General features: G+C 70.8%; 14 protein-coding genes. 5 read left to right on the forward strand and 9 right to left on the reverse strand.

What is annotated here, in order from left to right:
* Window positions 1–199: 199 nt before the first annotated feature.
* Entirely contained in the window at window positions 200–601 is a 402-nt protein-coding gene (locus EDF28_RS17325) for a DUF3040 domain-containing protein (protein WP_123292458.1), read from the reverse strand.
* Between the two features lie 110 nt (window positions 602–711).
* On the opposite strand from EDF28_RS17325, the gene EDF28_RS17330 reads away from it, so the two are divergent.
* Complete coding sequence (locus tag EDF28_RS17330; protein WP_111085795.1) at window positions 712–1830, forward strand: polyprenyl synthetase family protein; 1119 nt, start codon at window positions 712–714, stop codon at window positions 1828–1830.
* A 70-nt stretch (window positions 1831–1900) separates the two neighbouring features.
* Here the strand turns inward: EDF28_RS17330 and EDF28_RS17335 are convergent, their stop codons facing one another.
* Window positions 1901–2257 carry an Rv2175c family DNA-binding protein gene (locus tag EDF28_RS17335; RefSeq protein WP_111085815.1) on the reverse strand — a complete coding sequence of 119 codons (357 nt, stop codon included), beginning with the start codon at window positions 2255–2257 and terminating at the stop codon, window positions 1901–1903.
* A 171-nt stretch (window positions 2258–2428) separates the two neighbouring features.
* Here EDF28_RS17335 and EDF28_RS17340 point away from each other — a divergent pair, with 171 nt between their 5' ends.
* Both EDF28_RS17340 and pknB read left to right on the forward strand, forming a co-directional pair.
* Complete coding sequence (locus EDF28_RS17340) at window positions 2429–3733, forward strand: LysM peptidoglycan-binding domain-containing protein (protein WP_123939173.1); 1305 nt, start codon at window positions 2429–2431, stop codon at window positions 3731–3733.
* 82 nt (window positions 3734–3815) lie between these two features.
* Window positions 3816–5882: a Stk1 family PASTA domain-containing Ser/Thr kinase gene (pknB, locus tag EDF28_RS17345; RefSeq protein ID WP_123939174.1), complete on the forward strand. Its 2067-nt coding sequence runs from the start codon at window positions 3816–3818 to the stop codon at window positions 5880–5882.
* A gap of 311 nt (window positions 5883–6193) precedes the next feature.
* Here the strand turns inward: pknB and EDF28_RS17350 are convergent, their stop codons facing one another.
* The 3 genes from EDF28_RS17350 to EDF28_RS17360 form a co-directional block, all read right to left on the reverse strand.
* Window positions 6194–7579 (reverse strand): class II 3-deoxy-7-phosphoheptulonate synthase, encoded by a 1386-nt coding sequence (locus EDF28_RS17350; RefSeq protein WP_123340362.1) that lies wholly within the window; start codon window positions 7577–7579, stop codon window positions 6194–6196.
* 93 nt (window positions 7580–7672) lie between these two features.
* Entirely contained in the window at window positions 7673–8398 is a 726-nt protein-coding gene (locus EDF28_RS17355) for a 1-acyl-sn-glycerol-3-phosphate acyltransferase (protein ID WP_123292455.1), read from the reverse strand.
* Window positions 8399–8459: 61 nt separating this feature from the next.
* Window positions 8460–9413 carry an ROK family glucokinase gene (locus EDF28_RS17360; RefSeq protein ID WP_111085799.1) on the reverse strand — a complete coding sequence of 318 codons (954 nt, stop codon included), beginning with the start codon at window positions 9411–9413 and terminating at the stop codon, window positions 8460–8462.
* 122 nt (window positions 9414–9535) lie between these two features.
* Here EDF28_RS17360 and EDF28_RS17365 point away from each other — a divergent pair, with 122 nt between their 5' ends.
* Window positions 9536–11431 carry a long-chain fatty acid--CoA ligase gene (locus tag EDF28_RS17365; protein WP_395875414.1) on the forward strand — a complete coding sequence of 632 codons (1896 nt, stop codon included), beginning with the start codon at window positions 9536–9538 and terminating at the stop codon, window positions 11429–11431.
* 132 nt (window positions 11432–11563) lie between these two features.
* Here the strand turns inward: EDF28_RS17365 and EDF28_RS19630 are convergent, their stop codons facing one another.
* From EDF28_RS19630 to EDF28_RS17375, 3 genes are all read right to left on the reverse strand, one after another.
* Complete coding sequence (locus EDF28_RS19630; RefSeq protein WP_260155074.1) at window positions 11564–11695, reverse strand: hypothetical protein; 132 nt, start codon at window positions 11693–11695, stop codon at window positions 11564–11566.
* Window positions 11696–11820: 125 nt separating this feature from the next.
* Entirely contained in the window at window positions 11821–12324 is a 504-nt protein-coding gene (locus tag EDF28_RS17370; protein ID WP_123292453.1) for a peptide deformylase, read from the reverse strand.
* A gap of 1 nt (window position 12325) precedes the next feature.
* On the reverse strand, window positions 12326–15736 hold the full coding sequence (locus EDF28_RS17375) for a pyruvate carboxylase (RefSeq protein ID WP_123939175.1): 3411 nt from the start codon (window positions 15734–15736) through the stop codon (window positions 12326–12328).
* A gap of 60 nt (window positions 15737–15796) precedes the next feature.
* On the opposite strand from EDF28_RS17375, the gene EDF28_RS17380 reads away from it, so the two are divergent.
* The gene (locus EDF28_RS17380; protein ID WP_123939176.1) at window positions 15797–16618 is read left to right on the forward strand and encodes a ParA family protein; all 822 of its coding nucleotides are present in this window, start codon (window positions 15797–15799) and stop codon (window positions 16616–16618) included.
* 329 nt (window positions 16619–16947) lie between these two features.
* On the opposite strand, the gene EDF28_RS17385 is transcribed toward EDF28_RS17380, so the two are convergent.
* On the reverse strand, window positions 16948–17508 hold the full coding sequence (locus EDF28_RS17385; RefSeq protein ID WP_111085817.1) for a MerR family transcriptional regulator: 561 nt from the start codon (window positions 17506–17508) through the stop codon (window positions 16948–16950).
* Window positions 17509–17676: the final 168 nt, after the last annotated feature.

Genomic DNA, 17676 nt, shown 5'->3' on the forward strand with positions numbered 1-17676 from the left:
CCCCGCCCCCCGCCCCCCCCCCCCCCCCCGCCCCCCGCGCCCCCCCCCCCCGGCCCCCGGCGCCCCCCCCCCCCCCCCCGCCCCCCCCGGGCCCCCCCCCCCCCCCCCCCCCCCCCCCCGCCCCCCCCCCCCCCCGGGAACGCGAAACGGGGCCGGCCCGAAGGCCGGCCCCGTCACGAGGGAGGAGTGTGGAGGGCTGCTACTGCCCCTGGTCGTTCCGCTTGTCCCAGCGGTCGTTCATGCGGTCCATGAAGGACCCGCCGCCACCGCCGCCGTTGGCCGGGCGAGCCGAACCACCGGACGCCGGAGCACCCGGCCGAGCGGGCTTCGCCTTCGGGGCACGCATGCCCGGGCGCAACGCGAAGAGCACACCGGCGAGCATCACGACGAAGCCGAGGATGCCCAGCAGCGGGGCCTTGATCACGAGACCGACGATCACGATCGCGACGCCGGCGAGTGCACCGAGCACTCCGAGCGTGATGGCTGTGTACGTCGGACGACCCTGTCGACGTGTGACACGCGCCACGAAATCGGAATCGTTCTGGTAGAGGCTGCGCTCCATCTCTTCGAGAAGGCGCTGCTCCTGTTCCGAGAGCGGCATCTTGGTTCCCTCTGTTCCTGGGATCGACGCGGGGTTGAACAACCGGGCTGGAAAACACTCGGTTGAGTGGACCGATTCTATGTCCCAACCGCTCCACTAGGGTAGGGACTGTGGCTGAGAGTACGCGATTAGTGGACCTCGTATCGGCGCGTATCGACCGGGCACTCGACGAGCAGCGTGAACGGCTCCTCGCGATCAGCCCCGATCTCGCCCCGTTCGACCTGTACGCCCGAGATCTGCTGTCCGGCGGCAAGCGCTTCCGGGCGCTGTTCTGCTACTGGGGATGGCAGTCGGTGGCGGGCCGTTCGGGCTCGTTCGACCCGCTCGCCGAGGGCTCCCGCCAGACCACGGCCGAGGCGATCGTCACGGTCGCCGCGGCGCTCGAGGTCTTCCACGCAGCGGCGCTCGTGCACGACGACATCATGGACCGCTCGGACACCCGCCGTGGGCGTCCCGCAGCACACCGCCGGTTCGAGTCCCTCCACCAGGAGTCCGGCTTCGTCGGCGACCGCGGGCAGTACGGCACGAACTCGGCACTGCTGCTCGGTGACCTGCTGCTGTCCCTCAGCGACTCGGTGTTCGACGAGGGCCTCGCGCTCCTCGACCCGGTACGAGCCCGCATCGTGCGCCAGGAGTTCCACGCGATGCGCCTCGACGTCACCGCGGGCCAGTACCTCGACGTGCACGAAGAGACCGCCTGGCCCGTCATCGACGAGTCCGAGCACCTGCTCCGCGCCCAGCGCGTCATCGTCTTCAAGTCCGCGAAGTACTCGATCGAGGCCCCGCTCGTCATCGGCGCGCTGGTCGCCGGCGCGAGCGACTCCCAGCTCGAGGGCCTCCGCGCCTTCGGGCTCCCCCTCGGCGTCGCCTACCAGCTGCGCGACGACATGCTCGGCGTGTTCGGGGACCCCGAGGTCACCGGCAAGCCCGCCGGCGACGACCTGCGCGAGGGCAAGCGGACCGTGCTCATCGCCTCGGCGCGCAAGGCCCTGGCCAGTGGCCCGCGGCAGCTGCTCGACGAGCTCCTCGGCGACCCCGACCTCGACGAGGAGCAGGTGCAGATGCTCCGCGCCACCCTCACCGAGTCCGGTGCGGTCGCCGCGGTCGAGCGTTCCATCGACCGGCACGTGCAGCGTGCGAAGGCGGCGCTCGACGCGTCGCCGCTGACGCCGTCGGCACGGGAGCAGCTCGCGTCGCTGGCCGACACGGTCAGCCGCCGGTCGTCGTAGACGCGACACCAGGACAGACGGGAGGCCCGGTGCCAGCTGGCACCGGGCCTCCCGTCTGCTCGGAACGCGTCTAGAGCAGCGACTGGGCCACGCGACGCACCTCGGCCTTGCGACCGGCGCGCAGCGCCGCGATGGGCGAGACGCCCATCGAGTCGTCGACGGTCAGCATCCAGCGGACGGCCTCGTCGTCGGTGAAGCCGTTGTCGCTGAGCACGGTCAGGGTGCCGCGCAGCTCCGGCATGGGCTCACGGTCCTCGAGGAACTCGCTCGGCACGCGCAGGACACCACCGACGCGGGCCGCCAGCAGGGTCTTCTCCTCGAACAGGCGGTGGATCCGGCCGGGGCTGGTGCTGAACAGGTCCACCAGTTCGGGGACGGTCAGCCAGCGCTCGGAGAGGGAGAGGTCGTCGACGGGTGCAGCACTCACACGCCCATGGTGCCAGAGCGGGGCACCGAGTGAGTACGCACCGTTCGTCACATTCGTCACACGCACCACATCCGGCTCTCTGGTTGACTTGGGAATCACACCATGCCAGCGTTGTGCCACCTGTGAGTGCGCGCATGCACGCGCACGGGACAGTCGAGATCAGGAGAAACCGTGGACAACGCTGCAGACGAAGCCGCCCGGCGCGCACGATCCGCCCGGTTCGCGACCATGCCCATCGTCCTCGCGGGCACGATCGCGGTGACCGCCGGCCTGACCGGCCCCATCGCGCACGCCGAACCGCGACACGACGACGCGGACTCGAACCACAAGCGCCACGTCGACCAGGACCGGGGCGTCGGCAACCGTCCGGTCTTCGGCACCGCGGTCGCACGTCCGTCGCAGACCGTCGTCACGACGGTCGCCGCGACGACGAAGGCAACCGCCCCCACGACCTACACCGTCCGTCAGGGCGACACGGTCTCGGGCATCGCCGCCCGCTTCGGCCTGTCGGCGCAGGAAGTCCTGGTGCGCAACGGCCTCGGCTGGAACACGATCATCCACCCCGGACAGACGCTGCACCTGGCGTCGACGCCCGCGGTGACCACGGCGCGCACGACCACGAGCGCCGGATCGACGTCCGGGTCCGGGTCGGGGTCGAGCACCTCGAGCTACCACGTGAAGTCGGGCGACACCGTGTCCGGCATCGCGTCGCGGGTCGGCGTGTCGACCACGGCGCTCCTCAGCGCCAACAAGCTCTCGCAGCGCAGCGTGATCTACCCCGGTCAGACGCTCCGGGTGCCGCACGGCTCGTCCGGTGGCGGCTCGGTGTCCACGGCCGCAGCGTCGTCGGGTTCGTCGGGTTCGTCGAAGTCGAGTGTGAAGATCTCCTCGGGCGACACGATCGGCTCGATCGCTGCGTCCCACCACGTCTCCGTCGCCTCGCTGCTGTCGGCGAACGGCCTGACCTACACGAGCACGATCTACGCGGGCAAGGCCCTCGTCATCCCGTCGTCGAGCACTGCTGCGACGACCGCCGCGGCGCCGTCGCGTGCCGCGGTGAGCGCCGCCGTCGGACTGAGTGCCGAGCAGCGCCAGAACGCGGCCACCATCGTCGCCGTCGGCCGCTCCCTCGGGGTGTCCGACCGCGGCATCGTGGTGGCCCTGGCCGCCGCGATGCAGGAGTCGAGCCTGCGCAACCTGCCCCACGGCGACCGCGACTCGGTCGGCCTGTTCCAGCAGCGGCCGAGCCAGGGCTGGGGCAGCGCGGCGAAGCTGCAGGACCCCGCGTACGCGACGAAGTTGTTCTTCGGCGGTCGCAGCAACCCGAACGTCGGCAAGACCCGCGGGCTGCTCGACGTACCCGGGTGGTCGTCGATGAGCATCACCGACGCCGCCCAGGCCGTGCAGCTCTCCGCCTACCCCAAGGCCTACGCCAACTGGGCGAGCGCCGCCCAGGGCTGGCTGGCCACCCTCTGAGTCTCATCCGGAAGATCGAGATTGGGTCACGACCGGTGCGCCGGTGCGGTGTCGTGCAGTCTCGATTCGTAGAATGCCGCCGATGACCACCAACGCCGCCACGGATCCGATGATCGGTCGCATGATCGATCAGCGGTACCGCGTCCGCTCCCGCATCGCGCGCGGGGGCATGGCGACCGTGTACCTCGCGACCGACGTCCGCCTCGAGCGACGCGTCGCGATCAAGATCATGCACGGGCACCTGGCCGACGACCAGGCCTTCCGTGAGCGCTTCATCCAAGAGGCGAGGTCCGCCGCGCGGCTGTCCCACCCGAACCTGGTCGGCGTCTACGACCAGGGCGCCGAGGACGACACCGCGTACATCGTCATGGAGTACATCCCGGGCATCACGCTGCGGGACCTGCTGCAGGAGCACCACGCCCTGACGCCCGAGCAGGCGACCGACATCCTGCGCGCGGTGTTGGCGGGCCTCGCGTCGGCTCACCGCGCCGGCATCGTGCACCGTGACCTGAAGCCCGAGAACGTCCTGCTCGCCGACGACGGCCGCATCAAGCTCGGCGACTTCGGCCTGGCCCGGGCGACGACGGCGAACACCGCGACCGGGGCCGCCCTGCTCGGCACGATCGCGTACCTCTCCCCCGAGCTCGTGACCCGTGGCGCTGCCGACTCGCGCAGCGACATCTACGCGCTCGGCATCATGCTCTACGAGATGCTCACCGGCGAACAGCCCTACAAGGGCGAGCAGCCGATGCAGATCGCCTACCAGCACGCGAACGACACGGTGCCCGTCCCGAGCGCCGCGGTGTCCGGCGTCCCGCCCGAGCTCGACGAACTCGTCGCCTGGTCGACCGCCCGCGACCCCGAGGACCGCCCGCGCGACGCCCGCGAGATGCTCGACCACATGGCGGGCAACCAGCAGCGCGCCACGGGCCAGTACCGGACCGCCGTGCTGCGGCCCGAGAACGCGACCGCGATCCTGCCGTCCGGCGGCGGGACCGCTGCCGGTGTCGGCGCTGCTGCCGCTGGTGCCCGCGCTGCTGCCGCCGACGCTCCGGCTGCCACCGATGCCACGGCGATCATCGACAGCCCCGACCGCGGGCGTCCCACGACCCGGAACCGCAACACCGGTCCGGGCCCGCGCCGCACGGGCGCGCAGCCCGGGGTGCTCTCGCCCGCGGGACAGCGCCTGGCCGACCTCTCCGCGAAGCGTCGCAAGCGCGGCTGGATCGCACTGTCGGTCTTCGTCGTGCTCCTGCTCATCGGCGCGGGCTTCGGCTGGTACTTCGGGCCGGGGCCGGGTGGCAACGTGCGCATCCCCGAAGTGACGGGCAAGTCGGTCTCGCAGGCCCGGCAGCTGCTCGAAGCCCAGGGCCTGCACGCGGCGTCGAAGACCGGAACCCGGTTCGACGCCGTCGTCGCGAAGGGACAGGTGTCCATCACCAAGCCGGCCGCGAAGCGCGAGGTCCAGAAGGGCACGTCGGTGCAGCTCGTCGTGTCGAACGGGCCGAAGATGATCGCGCTGCCGACGATCGTCGGGCAGCCGATCTCCACCGTCACCGCCGCGCTCGACGACGACTTCGAGCTGCAGGACAACCGGTACGAGTTCTCGGCGGACGCCGCGAAGGACACCGTCATCGCGGCGACCGGCCGCGCGTCCGGCGGCAAGGCGCTCGACCTGACGTCGGTCAAGGCCTACGGCGAGACCGGCCCGGTCACGCTCACGGTGTCCCTCGGCGCCGTGCCGGACGTCGTCGGGAAGACCGTCGACCAGGCCTCCGCGGAGCTCGACGCGGTCGGCCTCATCCTCGGCGCCCGCACCGAGGAGTTCAGCGAGGACGTCCCCTCCGGGCAGATCGTCTCCGCCGAGGTGCAGGACTCCCCCGCCGTGCGCGGCACCGCGATCGACGTCGTCGTGTCGAAGGGTCCGACGCCGATCACCCTGCCCGAGGACGGCGTCGTCGGCTCGACCATCAACGAGGCCACCGCGACCCTCGAGGGCCTCGGGCTCAAGGTCTCCGTGCCCGACTGCACGAACATCCTGTGCGGGTTCTACGACTGGAAGTCGTCGCTGCCGGTGACCGGCACCGACCCGGGCGCCGGAGCCACGGTGTACCGCGGCGACACGGTGACGCTCTCCTACGACCAGTAGCGGTCGGGCAGTCCGGTCCGGTCCGGGCCGGTCTGGTCCGGTCCGCCGAAGCGACACCTGTCCGCTCGGCGTCGCCGACGGTCCCGCGAAAGCGACAGTGTGCCGCCGAACATCGGCGGCACACTGTCGCTTTCGCGGACGGGCGCGGGAAACGCGTCGCGGGGCGCGGGGTGGACGCAACCGGCACGGCGGACGGGAGGCGCGGGGCAGGGCCGCCACGGGCCTCCCGTACGACACGCGGAAGCGACAGAACCCCGCGAACAGTTCGCGGGGTGCTGTCGCTCTGGCGGCACTGACCCGACCGCTGCGCGCTACGCGCGCACGTGCGGGTGCGCGCCGAGCTCCTCGGCCACGAGGAACGCGAGCTCGAGCGACTGCATGTGGTTCAGCCGCGGGTCGCACAGCGACTCGTAGCGGGTGGCGAGGGTGGCCTCGTCGATGTGCTCCGACCCGCCGAGGCACTCCGTGACGTCGTCACCGGTGAGCTCGACGTGCATGCCACCCGGGTAGGTGCCGACCTGGCGGTGCGCCTCGAAGAAGCCGAGGACCTCGTCCACGACGTCGTCGAACCGACGGGTCTTGTAGCCCGTGGGCGTGGTCAGGCCGTTGCCGTGCATCGGGTCGGTGACCCACAGCGGATTGGCGTCCATGCCCTTGATCGCCTCGAGCAGCTTGGGCAGCTCGTCGCGGATCTTGCCGGCACCCATGCGCGTGATGAACGTCAGGCGGCCGGGTTCGCGGTTCGGGTCGAGCTTGTCGACCAGGGCCTTCATGTCGTCGACGCTCGTGGTCGGGCCGAGCTTCACGCCGATCGGGTTCCGCACCCGCGACAGGAAGTCCACGTGGGCACCGTCGAGATCACGCGTGCGCTCCCCGATCCAGATGAAGTGGCCGGAGGTGTCGTACGCCAGACCAGACCGCGAGTCGATGCGGGTCATCGGGCGCTCGTAGTCCATGAGCAGACCCTCGTGCGACGCGTAGAACTCGACGTGCTTGAGCGCCTCGAAGTCGGCACCGCAGGCGTCCATGAAGCGGATCGCGCGGTCGATCTCCTTGGCGAGGTGCTCGTAGCGGGCGTTCGCCGGGTTCGACGCGAAGCCCTTGTTCCACGAGTGCACCTGACGCAGGTCGGCGAAGCCACCCTGCGTGAAGGCGCGGACGAGGTTCAGCGTCGACGCGGCCGTGTGGTACCCCTGCACCAGGCGGCGCGGGTCGGCCGTCCGGCTCTCCGGCGTGAAGTCGTAGCCGTTCACGATGTCGCCGCGGTAGGCGGGCAGCGTGACGTCGCCGCGGGTCTCGAAGTCGCTCGAGCGCGGCTTGGCGAACTGCCCGGCCATGCGGCCCATCTTGATGACGGGCATCGACGCACCGTAGGTCAGGACGACGGCCATCTGCAGGATCGTCTTGACGCGGTCGCGGATGGAGTCGGCGGTCGCGCCGGCGAAGGTCTCGGCGCAGTCACCGCCCTGCAGCAGGAACGCCTTGCCCTGTGCGGCGGCGGCGAGCCGCTCGCGGAGCTTGTCGACCTCGCCCGCGAAGACGAGGGGCGGCAGCGTGGCGATCTCGGCCGAGGCGGCCTCGGCCGCTGCGGCGTCGGGCCACGTGGGCTGCTGCTTGATGGGGAGGGTGCGCCAATAGTCGAGGCCCTCGATGACGTCCGGATCCTGCAGGGCGACGAAGTCGGTCGACTCGAACAAGGGCGTTACCTCGGTGTTCTGTGCGGGCGGCCCGCCTGGCCGCCGGAAGGCGGCAGAACGGGCGTCCTGGCGGAGTGCCGGGACCATCAGAGCCTAACGTGCGGGCGACGACTTCCGTTCCCGCATGACTGCCTCGCGTGCGGAGCTCGCGCGTTCCTTGACGCTCGTCGCGTAGACGTCGACGTACTCCTGACGGCTCAGCCCCGCGAGCTCGTGCATGACCTCGTCGGTGACGCTGCGCAGGATGAACCGGTCGGTCTCGAATCCCTGGAAGCGCGAGAAGTCGAGCGGCTTGCCGAACACCACGCCGACGCGCTTGATCTTCGGGAAGCGCTGCCCGATCTGCTGCACCTCACGCGTGCCGACCATGGCGACGGGGACGACGAGCACCCGGCCCTCGAGGATCATCCGCGCGATGCCGGTGCGACCGCGGTAGAGCTTGCCGTCGGGGCTGCGGGTGCCCTCCGGGTAGATGCCGAGCTGCTCGCCGCGCGCCAGGACCTGCAGGCCGGTGCGGAGCGACGCCTCGGACGCCTTACCACCGGAGCGGTCGATCGGCAGCTGGCCGATGGCGTTGAAGAACGTCTTCGTCGCCCAGCCCTTGAGTCCCCGCCCGGTGAAGTAGTCGCTCTTCGCCAGGAAGGACAGCCGCCGGTCGAGCACGGCCGGCAGGATCACCGAGTCGATGAAGGAGATGTGGTTGGACGCGAAGATGACCGGGCCCTTGGCGGGGACGTTCTCACGGCCGACCACCCACGGGCGGAACAGGGTGAGGATGAGCGGGCCGAGCAGGAAGTTCTTCAGCAGCCAGTAGGTCATCGACGACTCCAGGTGGTGGGGTGGGCCTGAGCGACCCTACGCCGTGCGGGCCGGTACGCGGTTACGCCGTGCGGGCGTGGATGCGGGCCAGGTCGGCGGCGCCGACGACTCCGGCGTCGTTCACCAGCTCGGCGATCACGAAGTCCGGCTCGGGGTGGTAGCCACGCGCCGGCAGGTTGTTGAGGTACGCCTGCTTGATCGGGTCGAGCAGCCGGTCCCCCGCGCTGGCGACCCCGCCGCCGAACACGAACAGCTGCGGGTCGAGCACCGCGGACAGCGAGGCGCAGGCCTCACCGAGGTGACGGCCGAGGCGACGGAGCGCCGCGAGGGCACCCGGGTCGTCGGCCAGGATCAGGTCGCCCACGATGTGTCCGTCGAGCTCGCCGCCGTTGGCTTCGCGCGCGTCGGCCAGCGCGGATCCGATGCCGCCGGCGTCGGCGACGTCGTTCGCCATCCGCTGCAGGGCACGGCCGGAACCGTACTGCTCGATGCAGCCACGCGCGCCGCAGCCGCAGGGCAGACCGTTCGGCACGATGCGCAGGTGGCCGATCTCGCCGCCGGTGCCGAACCCACCGCGGAACAGGCGGTCCTCGGTCACGATGGCGCCGCCCACACCGGTGCCGATGGTGAGCATCGTCATGTCGGAGACGAGCCGGCCGGCGCCGAAGCGGAACTCGGCCCACCCGGCGGCGTTCGCGTCGTTGTCGACCGTGATGTGCAGGTCGCCGAGGCGCTGCTGCAGCTTCTGGCGCAGGGGCTCGTTCCGCCACCGGATGTTCGGCGTGTAGTAGACGATCGACTGCGAGGCGTCGATGAAGCCCGGGGCCGCGACACCGACCGCGCCGACCTCGTGTCCTGAGCTGAGTCGCTCGACCATCGAGACGACGTCGTCGAGCATGGCGTTCGGGTCCGCAGCGTTGGTGGCCACGCGGTCCTCGGCGATGATCTCGCCGAGTTCCGTCACGACCGCTCCCGCGATCTTGGTGCCCCCGATGTCGATTCCGATGGCGTGCACGGTCCAAGAGCCTACCGGTTCACCGCGAACTCACGGAACGCCCGGTGACGCGTCCTATGCTGGCTGTGTCGCCTCGCAGGATGAGGCGCCTTCGAATCGAACCGGCAGACAAGGGAGTCACCGTGAACGATCAGCGACCCGAACGCGCCAGTCAGGTCCCGACCGGGAGGCGCGCCTCGCGTCCGACCAGCGGCCCCGTCGCTCCTGACCACGGCTCCGCAGCGCGGCTGCTCGGCGACCGCGCCCGGCTGACGCCGTCGCGTCCGATCCTGGCCCAGCGCCACGGCGACACGTGGACGACGATCACCGCCGGCGAGGTGTTGGCACGGGTCCGCGGCATCGCGAAGGGCTTCGTCGCCGCCGGCCTCGAGCCCGGCGCCCACGTCGCGATCCTGTCCCGCACGCGCCTGGAGTGGACCCTCGTCGACTTCGCGGTGTGGACGGCAGGACTGGTCTCCGTCCCCGTCTACGAGACGAGCTCCCCCGACCAGGTCCGGTGGATCCTCTCCGACTCCGAGGCCGTCGCGATCGTCGTCGAGCAGGAGGAGCACGCGCGTCGGGTCGCCTCGATCGCCACGGACCTGCCGCACCTCGGGCAGCACTGGACGATCGACGGCGGCGGACTCGACGACCTGACCCGGCTCGGCGAGGACGTCACCGACGACGAACTCGACGCGCGGACGGCGTCGGTGCACGGCCACGACGACGCGACGATCATCTACACCTCCGGGTCGACCGGACGCCCGAAGGGGTGCGTCCTGCGGCACGACAACTTCACCGCGACGGTCGAGAACGCCAGTGTCGCGATGCCCGAGGTCGTCGCGGACGGCGCCTCGACCCTGCTCTTCATCCCGATGGCCCACGTGTTCGCCCGCTTCATCGCGGCGATGTCCGTGTCCGCCGGGGTACTGGTCGGCCACGAGCCGGACACGAAGGACCTCATGCAGGCCGTGTCGTCGTTCAAGCCGTCCTTCTTGCTGGCGGTCCCCCGGGTGTTCGAGAAGATCTACAACGCCTCCGAGCAGAAGGCCGACCTCGGCGGCAAGGGGAAGATCTTCCGGGCCGCTGCGGACACCGCGGTCGCCCACTCCGAGGCCTTGGCCGCCGGTCGGGTCCCGCTCGTGCTCGGCCTGAAGTTCAAGCTGTTCGACAAGCTCGTCTACGCAAAGCTCCGGAACGCCCTCGGTGGCCGCACCGAGTACGCGGTCAGTGGTTCGGCGCCGCTCTCACCGCGGCTCTCGCACTTCTTCCGCTCGATCGGGGTGCTCATCCTCGAGGGCTACGGGCTCACCGAGACGACGGCCCCCGCGACCGTGAACCGTGCGGCGGACCTGCGCATCGGGACGGTCGGACCGGCACTCCCCGGGGTCGAGATCCGGATCGCCGACGACCAGGAGATCCTGATCCGCGGTGTCGACGTGTTCGACCGATACTGGCGGAACGACGAGGCCACCGAGCGGGCGTTCACCGACGACGGCTGGTTCCGCACGGGCGACCTCGGACGGCTCGACGACGACGGCATCCTGACGGTGACCGGACGCGCCAAGGAACTCATCGTCACCGCGAGCGGCAAGAACGTCGCACCGGCACCGCTCGAGGACGGCGTCCGCGAGCACCCGCTCATCGGGCAGGTCGTGGTCGTCGGCGAGGGCAAGCCCTTCATCGCCGCCCTCGTCACGCTCGACCGCGAGATGCTCCCGGGGTGGTGCGAGAGCCGCGGGATCACGCCGGCGCTCTCCGCGAGCGAGGCCGCGTACGACGAGCGTGTGCTCACCGCCGTGCAAGAGGCGATCGACACCGCGAACGGCCGGGTCTCACGAGCCGAGTCGGTCCGGTCGTTCACGATCCTGGACACAGAGCTGACGGAGGGCTCCGGACACCTGACGCCGAAGCTGACGATCAAGCGGTCGGTCATCCTGCGCGACTTCGCGGCCGACATCGACCACATCTACTCTGGGTCGAAGGTGCAGACGACCGCGACGCCCGTCATCGAGGAGCGTCGAGCGCGCCGCGCGTAGCGCGTAGCGCCTCGTCGTCTCGGCGTACCGGGCCGTTTCGGGCGTACCAGGTCGTTTCTTCCGACCAGGTACGCCCGATTCCGCCAGGTGCGCGCGGGGTGCGTGCGCGCGGGGTGCAGATGCGCGCGGGGCTCAGGCCTCCGGCGACTGCTCCGGCGCGGGGGCGTCGAGGACGGCGGTCGAACCGGTGGCGACCGTGGTGTCGGCCGGACGACGGTTGGTGCGGGTGCGGTGCGAGCTGAGCTCGTCAGTCTGACTGGTCATGCGGGAGTCCTGGGGGGATGGGATGGTCGTCGGTGGGAGGCCGACGCGGATACGGTACCTCTTCGTCAGGACAAAGCGACAATCCCCCGTGGGGGTGTCATGAGCAGGCACTCATGACCAGCGGATCAGTGGAACCACTCCTGCGCCCGGATGTCCCGCAGCGCCTGCCGTCGGACCTCTGGTTCGAGTGTCATCACGTAGACGGTGCCGTCCAGGTGGTCGACCTCGTGCTGCAGCGCCTCGGCCATCAGCCCGGTGCCCTCGAGCACCACCTCGGCGCCGTCGACGTCGACGCCACGGACCTTGGCGTACGGGTGCCGTCGGGTCGGGTAGCCGAGCCCCGGGACGGACAGACACCCTTCCTCCATGAGCTCGGGCTCCCCCGAGACCTCGACGACCTCGGGGTTCAGGACGTAGCCGACCTCGCCGTCGACGTTGTACGAGAACGCGCGGAGTCCGACACCGATCTGCGGCGCGGCCACACCGGCGCGGCCGGGCTCCTTGACGGTGTCGATCAGGTCCTGCACGAGGTCGCGGACCCCGCTCGACCCGAGTGCTGCCGGAGCGATCGGGTCCGCAGGCGAACGGAGGACGGGGTCGCCGAACAGGCGGATGGGACGGACGGTCAATTTACTGCAGCACCACCAGGAGGTCGCCGGCGTCCACCTGCTGGGTCGCCGGGATCGCGAGACGGCCGACGGTGCCCGCCACGGGCGCCGTGATGGCCGCTTCCATCTTCATCGCCTCGATGCTCGCCACGGCCGCTCCGGCCTCGACGACGTCACCGACGGCGACCTTGAGCGTCACCACACCGGAGAACGGCGCGGCGACGTGCTTCGGGTCGGACTTGTCGGCCTGCTCGGCGACCTTCGTCTCGACCTCGATCGACCGGTCGCGGACCGAGACCGGGCGGAGCTGCCCGTTCATCGTGGCCATGACCGTGCGGATGCCCTTGTCGTCGACCTCGCCGATCGCCTCGAGCCCGACGAACAGGTTGACGCCCTTGCCGAGCGGCACGACGTGCTCCTGCCCGGGGCGCAGCCCGTACAGGTAGTCGACGGTCGGCACCACGGACAGGTCGCCGTACTGCTCGCGCACCCGCTCGAACTGGGCCGTGGGCTGCGGGAACAGCAGCCGGTTCAACGCCTGCCGGCGCTCGGGCCCCGCGGCGTCGAGGTGCGCGCGCTCGGCGTCCGGCACCGGGGTGATCTCGAGGCGGACGTCGCGGCCCGCCAGGACCTTCGTCCGGAACGGCTCCGGCCAGCCACCCGGCAGGTCACCGAGCTCGCCGGCCATGAACCCGACGACGGAGTCCGGGATGTCGTACTTGTCCGGGTTCTGCTCGAAGTCGGCCGGGTCGGCGTTCACCGCGGCGAGCTGCAGCGCGAGGTCACCGACCACCTTCGACGACGGCGTGACCTTCGTCGGGCGTCCGAGGATCCGGTTCGCCTCGGCGTACCAGTCCTCGACCTGCTCGAACCGGTCGCCCAGGCCGAGCGCGATCGCCTGCTGGCGGAGGTTCGACAGCTGACCACCGGGGATCTCGTGCTTGTAGACCCGACCCGTCGGACCGGGCAGCCCGGACTCGAACGGGGCGTAGGCCCGACGGACCGCCTCCCAGTAGGGCTCGAGGTCGCCGACCGCGTCGAGGGACAGTCCGGTGTCGCGCTCCGTGTGGGCCAGGGCGGCGACCAGCGCGGACATGCTCGGCTGGCTCGTCGTGCCGGCCATCGGCGCCGAGGCGACGTCCACCGCGTCCGCACCGGCACGCGCGGCGGCGAGGAGCGTCGCGAGCTGCCCACCGGCGGTGTCGTGCGTGTGCACGTGCACGGGCTGGTCGAAGCGCTCGCGCAGCGCGCCGACGAGCTTCTCGGCGGCGCCGGCGCGGAGCAGGCCGGCCATGTCCTTGATGCCGATGACGTGCGCGCCGGCCTCGACCATCTGCTCCGCAAGGCGGAGGTAGTAGTCCAACGTGTACAGGTCCTCGGCAGGATCGAGGAGGTCGGCGGTGTAGCAGAGCGCCGCTTCGGCGACGGCCGTGCCGGTCGCGAGCACTGCCTCCAGGGCCGGTCGCAACTGGCTGACGTCGTTGAGCGCGTCGAACACGCGGAAGACGTCGACGCCCGTGGCGGCGGCCTCGGCGACGAACGCGTCCGTCACCTCGGTCGGGTACGGGGTGTAGCCGACCGTGTTGCGGCCGCGCAGCAGCATCTGGATCGGGATGTTCGGCATCGCCTCGCGCAGCGAGGCCAGGCGCTCCCACGGGTCCTCGCCGAGGAACCGGAGGGCGACGTCGTACGTCGCTCCGCCCCAGGCCTCGACGCTCAGCAGCTGCGGCGTGAGCCGCGCGACGTACGGTGCGACGGCGACGAGGTCCTTCGTGCGGACACGGGTGGCGAGCAGCGACTGGTGCGCGTCGCGCATCGTCGTCTCCGTCACGGCGAGCCGGGTCTGGGCGCGGAGTGCCTTCGCCCACTCGGCCGGACCCTGCGCCAGCAGCACGTCGCGCTGACCCTCGGGCACCGGGGCGCTGAGGTCGAGGGCGGGGAGCTTGGCGCTCGGGTCGGTGACCAGCGGCGACCGGTCACCGTTCGGCTTGTTCACCGTGACGTCGGCCAGCCAGTTCAGGACCTTGGTGCCGCGGTCCTTCGACACGTGGCCGCTGAACAGCTGCGGACGTTCCTCGATGAACTTCGTCGAGACATCGCCGCGGGCGAAGTCCGGGTCCTCGAGCACGGCCTGCAGGAACGGGATGTTCGTGCTCACGCCGCGGATGCGGAACTCGGCGAGGGCACGCTTCGCACGGGCGACGGCCGTCGGGAAGTCGCGTCCGCGGCACGTCATCTTGGCGAGCATCGAGTCGAAGTGCGGGCTGATCTGCGCACCGGTGGCGACCGTGCCGCCGTCCAGACGCACGCCGGCGCCGCCCGGGCTGCGGTACGTGGTGATGCGGCCGGTGTCCGGCCGGAAGCCCTGCGTGGGGTCTTCGGTCGTGATGCGGGTCTGCAGCGCGGCCCCGTGCACGGAGACGGTGTCCTGCGACAGGCCGAGGTCGGCGAGCGACTCGCCCGAGGCGATGCGCATCTGCGACTGCACCAGGTCGACGTCGGTGACCTCTTCGGTGACGGTGTGCTCGACCTGGATGCGCGGGTTCATCTCGATGAAGACGTGCTGACCCTCGCGCTCGCCCTCGGTGTCGAGCAGGAACTCGACGGTGCCGGCGTTCACGTAGCCGATCGAGCGGGCGAAGGCGACCGCGTCGCGGTGCAGGGCCCGGGCGACGGCGGGGTCGAGGTTCGGCGCCGGGGCGATCTCGACGACCTTCTGGTTGCGGCGCTGCACCGAGCAGTCCCGCTCGAACAGGTGGATCGTCCCCGCTTCGGTGCCCGTCGCGTCGGCGAGGATCTGCACCTCGATGTGCCGCGGCCGGATCACCGCCTGCTCGAGGAACATGGTCGGGTCGCCGAACGCACTGTCGGCCTCGCGCATCGCTGCTTCGAGCGCTGCACGGAGTTCGGGCTTGGTCTCGACCCGGCGCATGCCACGGCCGCCACCGCCGGCGACGGCCTTGGCGAACACCGGGAACCCGATGGCGTCGGAGCCGGCGATGAGCTCCTCGATGTCGCGACTCGCCGGGGTGCTCGCGAGGACCGGGACGCCGGCCGCGATCGCGTGCTCCTTCGCGGTCACCTTGTTGCCGGCCATCTCGAGCACGTGTTCGCCCGGACCGATGAAGGTGATGCCGGCTGCGGCGGCCGCGGCGGCGAGCTCCGGGTTCTCGGACAGGAAGCCGTACCCCGGGTAGATCGCGTCGGCGCCCGACTCGCGCGCCACGCGGATGATCTCGGAGACGTCCAGGTACGCCCGGACCGGGTGGCCCCGCTCACCGATCAGGTAGGCCTCGTCGGCCTTCAGGCGGTGCAGGGAGTTCCGGTCTTCGTAGGGGTAGACGGCGACGGTGCGCGCCCCCAGTTCGTACGCGGCACGGAATGCGCGGATGGCGATCTCACCACGGTTCGCCACGAGGATCTTGCTGAACACGACGTCCCTTTCAGCCCGGGTTGAGGTGAGACAACCCTAGTGGCGGTAACGTTGCTGATCGTGCATGTACTCAGCGTGAGCTCCCTCAAGGGCGGTGTCGGCAAGACGACGGTGACGCTCGGCCTGACTTCGGCCGCCTTCGCCAAGGGACTGCGCACGCTGGTGGTGGATCTCGACCCGCAGTCCGACGTCTCCACCGGCCTCGACATCAACCTCGCCGGACACCTCAACGTGGCCGACGTCCTCGAGAACCCGAAGGAGAAGATCGTCCGTCAGGCGATCGCCCCCTCCGGGTGGACGAAGGGCTCGCAGGGCAAGATCGACGTCATGGTCGGGTCGCCCTCCGCGATCAACTTCGACGGGCCGCACCCCTCCATCCGCGACATCTGGAAGCTCGAAGAGGCCCTGGCCAACGTCGAGCAGGACTACGAGCTCGTGCTCATCGACTGCGCGCCGTCGCTGAACGCCCTCACGCGCACCGCGTGGGCAGCGTCCGACCGCGTCACCGTCGTCACCGAGCCCGGCCTGTTCTCCGTCGCCGCCGCCGACCGCGCGCTCCGGGCCATCGAGGAGATCCGCCGCGGTCTCTCTCCCCGCCTGCAGCCGCTCGGCATCATCGTGAACCGTGCCCGCGTCCAGTCGCTCGAGCACCAGTTCCGCATCAAGGAACTCCGCGACATGTTCGGGCCGCTCGTCCTGTCGCCGCAGCTGCCCGAGCGCACCTCGCTGCAGCAGGCCCAGGGTGCCGCGAAGCCCCTGCACGTGTGGCCCGGTGAGTCCGCGCAGGAGATGGCACGCAACTTCGACCAGCTGCTCGAGCGCATCATGCGGACCGGCAAGATCGGGCCCTACGCCGACGGTTCGGGTGCCGTAGGCGCGTAGGGCGCTGCCGCGCGGGCGCGACGCGCTGCTCACGTCCGCCGAGCGGTCACCAACTGTCGGCCGACCGCCGCGCGGACGACGGTTCGTGACCACTCGACGACGCTCACACGGCGGTTAGTGACCACGCGCCGACTGCCAGGAGGCCCGTCTCTGCCCCGGCAGACACGCCCGGCCCCGGCTCGCCCAACGGTCACAACATCCCGCTCACGTCCGCCGAGCGGTCACCAACTGTGGGCCGGCGGCCGCGCGGACGACGGTTCGTGACCACTCGGCGACGCGCACACGACGGTGCGTGACCACTCGGGGCGATCCGCGGGACGATAACCTGGTCACGAAGCGCGGGAAGCGCGACGCGCGGCGAGCTCGTCGGACGGGTCGGCCGCTGCAGAAGCGTCGAGCTCGACCAAGGAGGTCTCGACCTCGCGCAGGACCTTGCCGACCGCGATGCCGAAGACACCCTGACCGCGGGACACCAGGTCGATGACCTCGTCGTCCGAGGTGCACAGATAGACCGAGGCGCCGTCGGACATCAGCGTGGTCTGGGCGAGGTCGGACACGCCCGACTCGCGGAGCTGGTTCACGGCGGTGCGGATCTGCTGCAGCGAGATGCCGGTGTCGAGCAGGCGCTTCACGAGCTTGAGCACGAGGATGTCGCGGAACCCGTACAGGCGCTGCGACCCGGAGCCGGCAGCGCCGCGGATGGTGGGCTGCACGAGTTCGGTGCGTGCCCAGTAGTCGAGCTGTCGGTACGAGATGCCGGCTGCACGTGCGGCGACGGTGCCGCGGTAGCCGTTCTGCTCGTCGTGCTCGGGGAGGCCGTCGGTGAAGAGCAGCCCGAGGTCGTACCGCGTCGTGTCCGACTCGGTGCCTGGGGTGTCGTTCCCACTCATGCGCTTGCCTTCCACGACGATCGAGCTCCCACCCGAAGGTTCAACGACGGGTTGAGAGTTGTTCCGAGGTCAACGGTAGCGACTCCGACCGCTCCCGCGCGGGACATCCGACTCGGCGCGTCCGGCGTGTCGAGGATACGCCCCACCCACTGACGCACAAGCCCCCGC

The sequence above is a fragment of the Curtobacterium sp. PhB137 genome (assembly GCF_003814955.1).
GTDB lineage: Bacteria > Actinomycetota > Actinomycetes > Actinomycetales > Microbacteriaceae > Curtobacterium.